The organism is Thalassobaculum sp. OXR-137, assembly GCF_034377285.1.
In the GTDB taxonomy this organism is placed as follows: domain Bacteria; phylum Pseudomonadota; class Alphaproteobacteria; order Thalassobaculales; family Thalassobaculaceae; genus Thalassobaculum.
Genome location: NZ_CP139715.1, coordinates 2,044,573 through 2,058,367, shown reverse-complemented (window position 1 = coordinate 2,058,367; position 13,795 = coordinate 2,044,573). Strand labels below are relative to the sequence as shown.

Sequence of the window (13,795 nt, the reverse complement as noted above, 5' to 3'; positions counted from 1 at the left end):
ATGGCGGGGTCGACGGGCCCGCGCGGCAACGCCCACCTGCTGGACGGCGTCACCGGCGCCGACCATCGGGTGGCGATCGTCCCGGACCGATCCGGCCTGCGCCTGCTGCCGACCGACGAGCGCGCCGCGCAGCCGCAATGCCCGCTGCTGTGGCGGTGGGAGCGGATCTACCGCCCGGAATCGGCGGGAGAGGACGCCGTGTTTTCGCTCCTGGACGCCGAGGACGCCCGTCTGGTGCCCGACGATCCCGCCCTGGCGGCGGCGATCCGGTCCCGCGCCACCGGCGATGCGCGACAGGCGGGCACGCAGGTTCTGGGGCTGAAACGACGCCCGACCGCGGCCATGGCGATCGGCGCCACCGCCATCGCCCTCGTCCTGGTCCTGCTGGCGCTGGCGCCGCTGAGCGGGATGGCGGCCCGTCTGCTGCCTCCGGACACGGGCTCGACCTCGGCGGACAACGCGATACGGTCCCTCACCGCCGCCCATAAGCGATGCACCGGCCCGGACGGCTACACCGCCCTGCAGGCCTTGGCCGGACGGCTGGCGGGGGCTGCCGACATTCCGCCGCCCCAAATCACCGTGCTCAACTGGGATCTGGTCAACGCCTTCGCCCTGCCTGGCGGCCGGATCGTCCTGACCAGCGGGTTGATCAAGGAAAGCCGGGAGGGCTCGGAACTGGCCGCCGTCCTGGCCCATGAGATCGCCCATGTGGTCCATCGCGACCCGATGACGGCCTGGATCCGGCGGGAGGGCGTGAGCCTCGTCCTCGCCCTGCTGTTCGGCCAGGAGGCCGGCGGCTCCGTCGCGTCCACGCTGACCGGCGCGGTGCTGGACGCGAACTACACCCGCGACCAGGAGGAGCGCGCCGACCACACGGCACTGGCGCTGCTCCGGGACAACGATATCTCCTCCGACGGCGGCCGGGCGTTCTTCGAACGGCTGCAGGACGACGAGATCGGCGGCACGCTCGGCTCGCTGCTGACCCTGGTCCAGAGCCACCCCGGATCGGCCGATCGCGCCGCCCTGTTCGCCGCGGCCGAGACCGGCACCCAGCCCGGCATCGACTCCGCGCAGCTCGCCGCGCTCAAACGGATGTGCTCCTAAAACCCGGTCAGATCTTCTCGCCAGCCACCGCCTCGCGCAGGGCCTCGATCTCATGGCGGACCGGCAGGAACGGGTGCAGCTCGAGCGCCGCCTCGAACGCGGCGAGGGCGTCGCTTTTGCGGTCGAGTTTGAGGTTGATCAGGCCGAGGCCGGACAGTGCGCCGAAATGTCGCGGCTCGAGGACCAGCGTCTGCCGCACATCGGCGATCGACGCCGCGTAGTCGCCCATCAGGTAGTAGATCGTCGCCCGCTTGTTCCAGGCCTCGGCGAAGTCCGGTGCGCGTCTGACGGCCTCGTCGAACGCCGTCAAAGCGTCTGCGAGGCGAGATTCGCGCATTGCCTGTAGGCCGTCTTCCATGATTTCCGCGACTTCGGGGATGTCCGGCGGCTGATGCCAGATGATCCAGATCTGCTGTTCCGTTGCATGGGCGATAGAGAAAACCTCGGAAATCCGAAGCTTCTCGAACAAGGCGTCCAGTCTCGGATCGGTCTGATCTGCCTGAGAAGGGACGCCGGAAGCGAGAAGCATCGCCACCACAGCGGCGACCAAACTACATTTCACTAAAATACCATTCATTATTGCACTCCCCTTGCCGCCCCGTAATCCTTTATTAACCCTTCACATCTACGGTCTATCGGTGTTTTGACCCCATCAGGAGTTGATTTATGTCCGTTACGCGAACGGCACAGCTCGGCAGTGAAGATTCCTCCGGGTCCGGGGAGTCGCTGTCGACCGCGACCGGCAAGACCGGAGGCTTCGGCATTGCCGGCCGGTTGGGGACAGCATTCGCCGCGACAACGATGCTTACCGTTCTGACCGCCGGCGTGGCGTGGTTCGCCTTCTCGAACGTCGAGGACACGCTGACCACCGTGACCGACGACGCGATGCCGGCGGTGACCAGCAGCCTGCAGCTTGCCGCGAACAGCTCGGCAGTCGCCGCCGCCGCCCCAAGCCTGGTCTCCGCGAAGTCGGGCGCCGAACGTCAGACGATCCGCGACGAACTCGCCACCAAGCAGGGCGAACTGGCCGAGCGTCTTCAGGAGCTGAAAGCGACGGGAACCGACGTCTCGACGCTGACGGAGCTGGCGGACACCCTGTCCCAGGCCATGGCCGATCTGGATTCCGCGGTCACGCGGCGGGTCGATGCACAGGCCAAGCTTGGTCAGGCGATCCAGGCGGTGTCCGAGGTCAACACCCAGTTCCAGAACGACGTCCAGCCGATGATCGTCGATGCCAGCGAGCGCATGGTGAAGACCGGCGAAGAGGCGATCGAGGCGACCACCTCGACGGTGGGCGAACTGCTCGGCACCCATATGACGGCGTTGAAGGACATCCTGACGCTCGCCGGCAACGGCCAGAAGATGCTTGGCATGCTGGCGCGCGTGGCCGGCACGGTGGACCTTGAGCTGCTGGCCCGCGAAGAGGCCGCGTTCAAGGACATGGCGACCGAGATGCAGTACTCGGTCACCACCGCGCCCGATACCGAGGACGGCAACCGCTTCCGCAACGCCGCCCTGGAGCTGATCCGCCGGGGCACCGGCGAGAATTCGGCCTTCGAGATCCGCCGTAAGGAAATCAACTGGGTCGAGCTGACGCCCGAGCAGTTCGACGCCACCCAGCGCCAGCGCGAGGAACTCGACGCCGCGCTGCCGCAGATCGCCGCGGACTTCGAGAAATCCGTCAATCCGCTGGTGTCGGAAGCGCAGCGGAACATGGCTTTCGCCGGCCGCGATCTGGCCATTGGCGCCCGCAAGACCATCGGCGGCCTCGTGCAGGACGACGTCCGTGAATTCCGGCTGATGCTGGAATCGGCGGCCACCGCCAACCTCATCATCGGCACGCTGAACGCCGCCGCCGGCGCCGAGTCGGAGCGCCATCTGGAGAGCATCGGCCTCGAATTCTCCATGGCCATGTCGATGCTGGAAGACATCCAAAAGCAGGTGTCCGAGATCCCGCGTCTGGCCAGCCTGCTCCCGAGCCTGGGCAACATCCTGGAGCTCGGCTCCGGCGAGGGCGGCGTGTTCGACCGGCGCAAGGCCGTGCTCTCCGCCGAATCCGACGCCGATTCCGCCCTGGCCCGCGCCCGCGACGTGTCCGGCGCCTTCGGCACCGCCGTCGCCGACATGGTCGAGACCGCCACCCAAAGCGCCAACGCCACGGCAGACGCCGCGAAGCAGACCATCGACGAAAGCCGGATGATGATCCTGGGCCTCGCCGTGGCCAGCGTCCTGGCGGCAATCCTGATCGGTCTCCTGGTCGTCTGGCGGGGCGTCGTGCTTCGACTGACGAACCTGGCGGACGTCATGCGCCGGCTGGCCGGCGGGGACCTGAACGTCGAGGTCGACACGTCCGGCTCCGATGAGATCAGCACCATGGCCGGCACGGTCCAGGTGTTCCGCGACAGCGCCCAGGAAGTGGAGCGTCTGCGGTCCGACCAGATCGAGTCGGAGCGCCGGGCTTCGGAGGAGCGTCAGCGTCAGCGCGTGGAGCTGGCCGACGCCTTCGAAAGCCGGGTGAATGGCATCGTCGACCGCCTCGGCACCGCCTCGCGCGGCATGGCCGAGACGGCGAAGAAGATGGCGGCCGGCGCGGGCGATGTGCGCGAGCGCTCGACCGCCGGCGTCGGGGCCGCCCAGCAGACCTCGTCCAACGTGCAGACCGTCGCCGCGGCGGCGGAAGAGCTCTCGGCGTCGATCGTCGAGATCTCCAACAAGGTCAGCGAAAGCTCGGCCCGTGCCCGGGTGGCGGCGGACCAGGCGGATGCGACCAATCGCACGGTGGAGACGCTGGAACAGTCGACCAACCGCATCGGCACCGTCGTCACCCTGATCCAGGACATCGCCGAGCAGACCAACCTTCTGGCCCTGAACGCCACCATCGAGGCGGCGCGGGCCGGCGAGGCCGGCAAGGGCTTCGCCGTGGTGGCGTCGGAGGTGAAGTCGCTGGCCAGCCAGACCGGAAAGGCGACCGAGGAGATCACCATCCAGATCAAGTCGGTGCAGGACGGCGTCGCCGCCGCGGTCACCGCGATCCGGGAGGTGTCCGAGGCGATCCGGGAGATCGACGGCCACGTCACCGCCATCGCCGGGGCGGTCGAGGAGCAGGGCGCCTCCACCCAGGAGATCGCCCGGTCCAGCCAGGAAGCGGCGACCGGCACCGACGACGTGACCCGGACCATCGAGATGGTCTCCACCGTGGCCAACGACACCGGCCACCAGGCGGAGGAGGTCCTGACCTCGGCCAATCTGCTGGCGGAGGATTCCGGCGTCCTCGACCGCGAAGTGGAGGACTTCCTGCGCCAGGTCCGCGGCGGCGGCAACAGCTGACCCGAAGCGTCATATCCGACACGCGAAAGGGCGGGAGAAATCCCGCCCTTTTCTATGATGACACCCCCTTATCCGTCATCCCGGCGAGCTCCGGGTTCGACCCGGAGGTCGGCCGGGACCCAGACGGAGCAGAGACCCCGGGTCCCGGCCCGCCCCCGGATCAGGTCCGGGGAGCGTCCGGGATGACGAGCAGAGCGATATGACTGGCAACTGAGACGCCCCCCTGAGCAGCCCCTCGACTTGATCCAGGGGGTGTGTCTACGGGCCGGGTGCGTTGCACACCCACCGTTACCCCAGCGCCCGCTCCAGTTCCGCGATCAGGTCGTCGCATTCCTCGATACCGACTGACAGCCGGACCAAACCGTCCGAGATCCCGAGCGCCTCGCGGATCTCCTTGGGCACGCTCGCATGGGTCATGATCGCCGGATGCTCGATCAGGCTCTCCACCCCGCCGAGGCTCTCCGCCAGCGCGAACAGCTCGCAGCGCTCCAGGAAGGTGCGGGCGTCGTCCAGCCCGCCCTTCAGCACCGCCGTCACCATGCCACCGAACCGGGTCATCTGGCGCTTGGCGAGCTCGTGCTGCGGATGGCTGGCAAGGCCGGGGTAGTAGACCTTCTCGACCTTGGGATGGGCCTCAAGAAATGCGGCGATCCGCTCGGCATTGTCGCAGTGCCGCTCCATGCGGACCGGCAGGGTCTTCAGCGCGCGCAGCACCAGGAAGCTGTCGAACGGGCTCGCCACCGATCCCACCGCGTTCTGCAGGAAACCGAGCTTGTCGCGCAGGTTCTCGCGACCCTCGGCCACCACGGCAACGCCGCCGACCACGTCGGAATGGCCGTTCAGGTATTTGGTGGTGGAGTGCATGACGATGTCGATGCCGAGATCCAGCGGCCGCTGCACATAGGGCGAGCTGAAGGTGTTGTCGCAGACCGTGATCAGGTCGTGCTTCTTGGCGAACGCCGCGATGGCGGCGAGGTCGACCAGCTTCAGCAGCGGGTTGGTCGGGGTCTCCACCCAGATCATCTTGGTGTTCTCGGTGACCGCCGCCTCCAGCGCCGACAGATCGGAGAGGTCGACGAAACTGAACTCCAGCCCGGCCGAACGCCGGCGTACGTTCTCGAACAGCCGGTAGCTCCCGCCGTACAGGTCGTCCATGGCGATCACATGGTCGCCGCTGTTCAGCAGCTCCAGCAGCGTGCCGATGGTCGCCAGGCCCGAGGCGAAGGCGAAGCCCTTCTCGCCGTTCTCCAGATCGGCGATGCAGGCCTCCAGGGCGAAGCGGGTCGGATTCTGGCTGCGCGAATACTCGAAGCCCTTATGGACGCCGGGACTCTCCTGCACATAAGTGGAGGTCGCGTAGATCGGGGTCATGATCGCGCCGGTCGTCGGGTCCGGGCTCTGCCCCGCATGGATGGCGCGGGTGGCGAAACCCGGGCGGTTGCGGCCCGTCCTGTTGCCGCCGGCTGTCTTGGGATCGGTCATGGAAAGCTCCGTTCGTCAGCCGACGGATCGGCGAATGTGATTGATCAGGTCGACCTTGGTGATCATGCCGAGGAAGGTGTCCCCGTCCATCACCATCGCGACCTCGTTGCGGCGGAACAGGTCGAGCACATCGTCCACCGGCCGGTTGACGGCGATGACGTCGAGCTGACCGGTCATGTGCTTGGAGACCGGTTCCCGGAACACCTCCGGCTTGTCGAAGACGGCGAGCAGGATGTCCTCCTCGTCCAGGATGCCGACGGCGCGGCCGTCCTGCATCACCGGGACCTGACTGACCTCGTTGGCCCGCATGCGGTTATAGGCGGTGTTCACCGTGTCCTGCGGCCCGACGGAGACCACCCGGCCCTGATCCGCCCGGTACATGATCAGGTCGCGCAGGTCCCCGGCGGCCTGGCGCTTCACCAGCCCCTGCTCGACCAGCCAGGCCTGGTCGAAGGCCTTGGACAGATATTTGTTGCCGGTGTCGCAGACGAAGGTGACCACGTTCTTCGGCTCGGTCTGGGCGCGGCACCATTTCAGCGCACCGGCCAGCAGGGTGCCGGTCGAGCTGCCGCCCAGGATGCCCTCGCTGCGCAGCAGGTCGTTCACCGCGGCGAAGGCCTCGGCGTCGCTCACCACCACGCCGTCGTCGATCACCGACAGGTCCAGGTTCGGCGGGATGAAGTCCTCGCCGATACCCTCCACCAGCCAGGACCCGCCGGCGTAGTTCACCTCGCCGGTCTCCACCGCCGGGGCGACGACCGAGCCTTCGGGGTCGGCGACCACGACCGTCAGGGCCGGGTTCTTCGACTTCAGGAACCGGCCGGTGCCGGAGATCGTGCCGCCGGAGCCGACCCCGGCGACCAGCGCGTCCACCTTGCCGTCGAGCTGCGCCCAGATTTCCGGGCCTGTGGTGGTCTCGTGGGCCGCCGGGTTGGCCGGGTTGTCGAACTGGCTCGCCCAGAACGCGCCGGGCGTCTCCTTCACGATCCGCTCGGCCATGTCCTGGTAGTATTCCGGATGGCCCTTCGGTACGTCGGAGCGGGTCAGCCGCACCTCGGCGCCGAGCGCGCGCAGGTGGCGGATCTTGTCGGCGCTCATCTTGTCGGGGATGACCAGGATCAGCCGGTAGCCCTTCTGCGCCGCGACCAGGGCGAGGCCGAGGCCGGTATTGCCCGCCGTCGCCTCGACGATGGTGCCGCCCGGCTTCAGGGAGCCGTCGCGCTCGGCGGCTTCGACGATGGACAGGCCGATCCGGTCCTTGATGGACCCTGCTGGATTCTGGTTCTCCAGCTTGACGAACAGCCGGCAGGGGCCGGTGTCCAGGTGGGTGAGTTCCAGCATCGGGGTGTTGCCGATCATCGACAGCACCGACGTCGCGGGCGCCATTGGGGTCTCCCTAGCCGCGTTTCTCGTAGCGGCCCATATGGGGGTGACCTCTCAACAGCGAAAGCGCCTGCAATGCGCGAGATCCGTTCCCGGGGATCATGAGCGCCCGTTCCTTTCCCAAACAAACCCGACTTCCTGGACGACCGCCAGGTCGATCCAGGATCGTGGCACGGACCCGGGAGCGGCACGGTCCTGGATCGCCCCGGCTCAGCGCCGGCGCGTCCAGGAAGTCGGATGGAGTTGGAAGTCGGATTTGTTGGAGTTCGAAGAGACGCGACTAATCCAAAATCCGGTAGATCAGCGACAGCAGGTCGTGCAGCGGGTCGTATTTCAGCCGGCCGCCGAAATGCCGGTCGGTGATGATCCGCCGCACCTCCGAGGCGTGATCGAGGCGGGACAGCTCGTCGCCCAGCTCGTTGAAGATGTCGGACGCGTGGCCCAGGAAGGCGATGAACGGGCCGGGGCTGCGCTTTTCGACGAACAGGGCGGTATAGGCGTCGTTGTATTCCAGCAGCCGGCTGCGGGCGCGCTGCCAGCGGTCGCGCACCTTGTGACGCACACCGTCGCGGATCTCCTCGAGGATCTTGCGGTTGCCCGAGGGGACCATGTCGGTCGGCGTGGCCGACTGGGTCAGCCAGGTCGCCAGATCGCGGACCCGGCCCTCGAGCTTCGACATGCGGTAGTCGTAGTAGATGACGCCCTTCCAGGCATGCAGCGCCTTGGGCGCTTCCTGGGTGGAGAGTTCCATGGCATCGAGGATCGGCTTCAGCCCCTCCATGTCCTTGGCTTCCCAGATCTTCTGCACCAGCGACCGCAGCCGCGCCTGGGTCTTGGTGGCGTCGGCGCCGCCGAAGGCGAATTCGACGATCGGGCGGAAGCGGCGCATGACGTGCTCGCGGATCTGCCGCCACTCCTCCTCCTCGATCTCGAAATACCCGGGATGGACGCTCATCCCCTCCGCCTCCAGCCGGTCGCGCATCAGGAACGGGTCAAGGGAGGGCAGGCTGTCCAGGATCTGGATGATGTCCCGGTCGCGGATGTAGTCGGCCATCTTGCGGCTGCGGTCGAAGCCGAGCTGGAACGCCATCGCCTCGTCGAACTGCGGATCGCCGGCGAAGATCGACTTGCCGCCCTCGAAGGCGTTGTCCTCGTTGAACGCGAAGTAGAGCTTGGTGCCGATCCGGTTGTGCCGGTCCTTCTGATAGTCCGGATCGATCAGCGCCTGCTTGATGAAGATGATCCGGTGCAGCTCGGGATGGCGGAACAGCTGTTCGTCCCGCGGCGCCCCCTCGGTCATGATCGCACGGTGCAGCCGATCGACGTTGAAGACCCGGGTCGATCCGGAGTTCAGCTCGTTCGCCAGGTAGGAGGCGGCGAGCTTGTCGCTGTCGACGAGTTTGGATGAGTCCAGCATTCACCGATTATCCTTCAACCCCGGGGCCAGGACTATAAGCGCGGTTGGCGGCGTTCCGCCAGTTTGAGCGGATGGTCCGTATCGGGTGCCTTGCCGGACGGTCGCGCGGCGTCGTTAGATGGTCTCCCGCCGCCACGTCCCCGGACCGCACCATGCCGACGCAACCCGCCGCCGATACCGTTTCGGACACCATGAAGGCCGAAATCACCCGGGAGATCGACGCCCGGCGGGACGAGTTCATCGCCCTGCTGCGCGCCTTCCTGCGCATCCGCAGCGTCAACCCGCCGGGCGACATGCGGGAGGCGGCCGATTTCGTGCGCGGTATCCTCGACCGGTTCGGCGTCCCCCACCGCACGCTCGCGGCGCGCGAGGACATGCCGAACATCGTCGGACGCTGGGACGCCGCCTCCGCCGGCCGGCACCTGATCCTGAACGGCCATATGGACGTGTTCCCGGCCAGCGGCGAGACACTGTGGGCGGCCGAAATCGACGGCGACCGGATCGTCGCCCGCGGTGCCTCGGACATGAAGACCGGCACGCTGGCGTCCATCCTGGCCTACGGCCTGCTCCATCCCTATCGCGACAGGCTCCACGGTGCGCTGACCCTCACGGTCGTCTCGGACGAACAGTCGGGCGGCCGCTACGGCACCAAGTACCTGTTCGACGCGCACGAAGACGTGGTGACCGGCGACTGCTGCCTGAACGGCGAGCCGACCGGGCTCGACACGCTGCGCTTCATGGAGAAGGGCACGCTGCGATTCTCACTGGCCGCGACGTCGATCGGCGGCCATGGCGGCTACCCGCACCGCGCGCCCAACCCGATCCAGCAGGTCACCGGCGCGATCCATGAGATCTACCGGCGCTTTCACCGCAAGCTCGCCGACCTGCCGCCGGAGATCGACACCATCCTGACCTCGCCGGAGAGCATCGCCGCCGCGGATCGCAGCCTCGGCAACGGTGCCGCCGACAACGCCCGGCGTATCACGGTGAATGCCGGGATCATCCAGGGCGGCCAGAAGGCGACCCAGATCCCGACCGAGTGCACCGCCCATCTGGACATGCGCTTTCCCGTCGGCGTCGACCGGGACGCGATCCGCTGCGAGCTTGAGGCCCTGGCCGCCGAGTTCCAGGTCACGCTCTCTGTGAATGAGGACCACAGCTACCCGGCCAGCAGCACCGATCCCTATGGCGAGATGGCCACCATCCTGCGGAACAGCCTGAAGGCCCTGACGGGCAACGACGCCCCGCCGGTCTGCAGCCTCGGCGGCACCGACGGCCGCTACTGGCGCTGGCGCGGCATTCCGACGGTGATCTGCGGCCCGTCGAACCTGTCCATGGGCAGCGACAGCGAGCACGTAACCCTGGACGAGGCGATCGCGGTGATGAAGCTCCACGCGCTATGCGCGGCGGAGTATCTCAGCCGGCCGGCCGGGTGAGGGATTATCTCTCTCTCTTACGCCCACGACCTTTCCCGCACTCCCCGGCCTTGTGCCGGGGCAATCGGTTGAGCTGACGTTAACGCCGCCGATTTGATCGACCGCTATCGGGACAGCGGACGCGTTGCCCCGGAATAAATCCGGGGAGTGATCAGAGGGGGCGAGGGGATCCACCACGAACACCAAAACGAAAAAGGGTGAGATCCGACAGGACCTCACCCTCATCCCCGGTCTCAATCCGGGCCGTGTCGACGGGTCGGGCCACCGCCCGACCCGCTCTGTCACATCACCGCTTCGATCAGGTGCGGTCCCGGCTCCGCGATGGCGCGGGCCAGCGCCTTGTTGAAGCCGTCGGCATCGTCGACCCGCACGCCGTTCACGCCCATGCCCTTGGCCAGCGCCACCCAGTCCAGGGCCGGCCGGTCGAGGGTCAGCATGTCGATCGCCTTGCGGCCCGGGTTCAGCGCGCCGACATTCGTCAGCTCGTGCCGCAGGATCGCGTAGGACCGGTTGGCGAAGATCACGTTCACCACGTCGCAGCCCTCGCGCGCCTGGGTCCACAGGGCCTGCAGGGTGTACATGCCGGAGCCGTCGCCCTCGGTGCAGATCACCTTGCGGTCCGGACAGGCGATCGCCGCACCGGTCGCATACGGCATGCCGATGCCGATAGAGCCGCCGGTCAGGGCCAGCCAGTCATGCGGCGGCGCGCCCTCGGTATACGGCATGAAGCCGCGGCCGGAGGTGACGCTCTCGTCGGCGATGATGGCGTTCTCCGGCATGTAGTGGCCGAGCGCAGCGGCCACCGAATCCGGGGTGATGGCGCCGCCGGAGATCAGGCCCGGCTTCTTGGCCGCCTGAATCTTCGGCTCGCAGCCCCAGGCGTCGAGCTCGTCGCACAGGGCGGTCAGCACGGCCTTGTGGTCGGCCGCGATGTCGGCCAGCTCGACCACGTTGCAGCCGTCCGGGATCAGCACGCTCGGCTTGTCCGGATAGGCGAAGAACGCGACCGGCACCTTGGCGCCGAGCAGGACGAGGTTGCTGACGCTCTCGAGCTGCTTCAGGGCGATGTCGACCGGATACTGGATGCGCTCGATCGACACCCGGCCGGCACCGCGCTGCCAGCGGCCGTTGGAGGTCATGCAGGACAGGCGGCAGCCGGTCTTGGCCTGGATCCGGCCGGCGATCTCCAGCAGGTCGGCGCGCAGGGCGTCGCCGGTCATGTGGATCAGCGTCTCCTTGCCGGACATCAGCGCCTCGGCGGCGGCCTTCACCGCCTGCGCGTCGGGGCCGGAGCGGGGGCCGGGCGCCACCGGTGCGGCCGGGCCGTCGGACTCGTCCCAGGCGGTGTTCGCCGGCAGGATCAGCGTGGCGATCTGACCCGGAGGGCCCATGGAGGCGGCGACGGCGGCGGCACCGTCGGCGGCGACGTCCTTGGCCGAGCGCGAGGTCTTCACCCAGCCGGAGACCGGACGGGCGATGCCCTCGATATCGGCGGTCAGCGGCGCGTCGTATTCGATGTGATAGGTGGCGTGCTCACCGACGATGTTGACGATCGGGGTGAACGCCTTCTTGGCGTTGTGCAGGTTGGCGACGCCGTTGCCGAGGCCCGGGCCCAGATGCAGCAGCGTGGAGGCGGGCTTGTCCGCCATGCGTCCGTAGCCGTCGGCCATGCCCGTCACCACGCCTTCGAACAGGCCGAGGACGCAGCGCATGCCCTCCACATGGTCGAGGGCGGCGACGAAGTGCATCTCCGAGGTGCCGGGGTTGGTGAAGCAGACTTCCACGCCGGATGCCACCAGCGTGCGGACAAGCGATTCCGCGCCGTTCATCTTAGGGCCGTTCATTGAATTCCGTCCTCGACGGGTGACGATAAAGAGCGGCGATCATGGCCGTGCAGGGGCAGTGGGGCAAGGGGTCGGACGCATTGCCGCAGCATCCCCGTCACACCGCAGGCCGCCGCGGTCTTGCGGGACGCAACGGGGCGGCGGACGCGTCGAATTCGCCCGCCCGATCAGAAATAAAATTTCTCGTCATAAAAATCGAATATAGTATTTTTTCAATCTCGCCCCATATCTCTGCGGCTGCCCCTTGATTTCCGGATCGGCGCATCTTTCGCTCCGGAAAACTTCCTCCCCCCGGTGCTGTATGGCGCCGGGTCGTTCTTTCGTCTGTTTCGCAGGCAGCCAAACCGGAACCGTGATCAGCCGACGGTTCGACTCCGCAGGTCTTCAAGAAGAGAGGATGTCTCTATGAGCTCCGTTTCCGCCCTCGACGATCAGCTCGACGCGCCCGTTACCGCCCCGCCCAGGACCCGCTCCTGCCTGCGCTGCCAGTCGGATTTCCAGAGCGAGTGGGCCGGCGAGCGAATCTGCAAACGCTGCAAGGGAACGGCGGCGTGGCGCGAAGGCGGCCCGGCCATGACGCCCTCGGGCGCCGCGATCTGATCGCGGCCCCGGCTCCGCCCCTCTCACCTCGCCGGGACTCTATCCGATCGGCGCATCCCCGCGCACCAGGTTGTGAATGAAGCGCAGCTTCCCGATCACATCCGACGCCAGCACGAACGGATAGAGATCCGGCTGCCCCATGCTGGCATTGAGGCTGTTGACGGCCGCCGTCAGCGGAACCCAGGCCTCCACCAGCATGTCGAAATCGGCGACCCGGTAGGGATCGAACTCGATCTCCATGGACAGGATGGGATCGGTCCCGGCCCGGCTGCGGATCGTCAGGCCGAAGGACTGGGCGGTCTCCAGCGTATCGACGATATGCAGGTAGTGGGCCCAGCTCTCGGCGAAATCCTCCCAGGAATGCGAGGCGGCATAGGCGCTGATATAGCTGTTCCGCCAGTCCGGGCTCGGCCCGGTCTCGTAGTGCCGCTTGAGCGCCTCGGCATAGTCCTCTCGGTCGTCGCCAAACAGCTGGCGATACGGCTCCAGCCAGCCCGACGGCGCTACCAGCAGCGCCCAGTAGTAATGGCCGATCTCGTGGCGGAAATGACCGAGGAGCGTCCGGTACGACTCGGTCATGTCGGTGCGCATCCGCTCGCGCGCCACCGGGTCGGCCTCGGCCAGGTCGATGGTGATCACCCCGTCAGCATGGCCGGTCATCACCGGCTCCTCCGAATCCTCCGCCGACAGGAAATCGAAGGCGAGACCCGTGTCGGGATCGTCCTCCTTGCTCTGCACCGGCAGGCCGAGGCGCAGCAGACTGTAGATCAGCCGCCGCTTGGCCGCCTCCAGCGGCCGCCACAGCTCCAACCGCTCCGGATGGCTCAGATTGGGCACCGTCCGGTTCAGCCGGCAGGCCCGGCAATAGGCCTCGTCGCTCTCCGCCGGGACCATCCAGTTGCAGGCCCCATGCTCCGCATTTGCGCAGGCCCGGTACAGGTGATCGGTGTCGCCCAGAGCCTGAAACCGTCCATCGCCGCTCGGCTCCAGGGCGCTGAGCTGGGCCTGGCCGGCCAGGTAGCCGAGCGCGTGGCCGCAGCGCACGCAGACGGTATTCTCAAAATAGAGCAGCTGGCCGCAGCTCTGGCATTCGAACAGTTTCATGCTTTTTCGGTCCCCGGTCAGCGCATGCCGCGCTCACGGCGTGGGCGGACATTGTGTATATGGGGTCTGCCCCCTGCCGGTTCCGCCCTACTCACAAA

The 13,795-nt window shown here is 67.4% G+C and carries 10 protein-coding genes; 4 read left to right on the top strand and 6 right to left on the bottom strand.

The window, feature by feature from the left end; translation table 11 throughout:
• Window positions 1-1,104 (top strand): M48 family metallopeptidase, encoded by a 1,104-nt coding sequence (locus T8K17_RS09640; protein ID WP_322334292.1) that lies wholly within the window; start codon window positions 1-3, stop codon window positions 1,102-1,104.
• A 7-nt stretch (window positions 1,105-1,111) separates the two neighbouring features.
• Here the strand turns inward: T8K17_RS09640 and T8K17_RS09635 are convergent, their stop codons facing one another.
• Window positions 1,112-1,654 carry a tetratricopeptide repeat protein gene (locus T8K17_RS09635; RefSeq protein WP_322334291.1) on the bottom strand — a complete coding sequence of 181 codons (543 nt, stop codon included), beginning with the start codon at window positions 1,652-1,654 and terminating at the stop codon, window positions 1,112-1,114.
• Between the two features lie 251 nt (window positions 1,655-1,905).
• Between T8K17_RS09635 and T8K17_RS09630 the strand changes: the two genes are divergently transcribed.
• Window positions 1,906-4,431, top strand: a complete 2,526-nt coding sequence (locus tag T8K17_RS09630) for a methyl-accepting chemotaxis protein (protein ID WP_322334290.1) — start codon at window positions 1,906-1,908, stop codon at window positions 4,429-4,431.
• A 288-nt stretch (window positions 4,432-4,719) separates the two neighbouring features.
• Here T8K17_RS09630 and T8K17_RS09625 read toward each other — a convergent pair whose 3' ends face one another.
• From T8K17_RS09625 to T8K17_RS09615, 3 genes are all read right to left on the bottom strand, one after another.
• Complete coding sequence (locus T8K17_RS09625; RefSeq protein WP_322334289.1) at window positions 4,720-5,913, bottom strand: cystathionine gamma-synthase; 1,194 nt, start codon at window positions 5,911-5,913, stop codon at window positions 4,720-4,722.
• Between the two features lie 15 nt (window positions 5,914-5,928).
• Window positions 5,929-7,299 carry a cystathionine beta-synthase gene (locus T8K17_RS09620; RefSeq protein WP_322334288.1) on the bottom strand — a complete coding sequence of 457 codons (1,371 nt, stop codon included), beginning with the start codon at window positions 7,297-7,299 and terminating at the stop codon, window positions 5,929-5,931.
• Window positions 7,300-7,576: 277 nt separating this feature from the next.
• Window positions 7,577-8,713 carry a hypothetical protein gene (locus T8K17_RS09615; RefSeq protein ID WP_322334287.1) on the bottom strand — a complete coding sequence of 379 codons (1,137 nt, stop codon included), beginning with the start codon at window positions 8,711-8,713 and terminating at the stop codon, window positions 7,577-7,579.
• Between the two features lie 152 nt (window positions 8,714-8,865).
• Between T8K17_RS09615 and T8K17_RS09610 the strand changes: the two genes are divergently transcribed.
• Window positions 8,866-10,149: a M20 family metallopeptidase gene (locus T8K17_RS09610; RefSeq protein ID WP_322334286.1), complete on the top strand. Its 1,284-nt coding sequence runs from the start codon at window positions 8,866-8,868 to the stop codon at window positions 10,147-10,149.
• Window positions 10,150-10,430: 281 nt separating this feature from the next.
• Here T8K17_RS09610 and T8K17_RS09605 read toward each other — a convergent pair whose 3' ends face one another.
• Window positions 10,431-11,993, bottom strand: coding sequence for an acetolactate synthase large subunit (locus T8K17_RS09605; protein ID WP_322334285.1), 1,563 nt, complete (start codon window positions 11,991-11,993; stop codon window positions 10,431-10,433).
• Between the two features lie 405 nt (window positions 11,994-12,398).
• Between T8K17_RS09605 and T8K17_RS09600 the strand changes: the two genes are divergently transcribed.
• Entirely contained in the window at window positions 12,399-12,593 is a 195-nt protein-coding gene (locus tag T8K17_RS09600) for a hypothetical protein (protein ID WP_322334284.1), read from the top strand.
• A gap of 39 nt (window positions 12,594-12,632) precedes the next feature.
• Here the strand turns inward: T8K17_RS09600 and T8K17_RS09595 are convergent, their stop codons facing one another.
• Window positions 12,633-13,697, bottom strand: coding sequence for a putative zinc-binding peptidase (locus T8K17_RS09595; protein WP_322334283.1), 1,065 nt, complete (start codon window positions 13,695-13,697; stop codon window positions 12,633-12,635).
• Window positions 13,698-13,795: the final 98 nt, after the last annotated feature.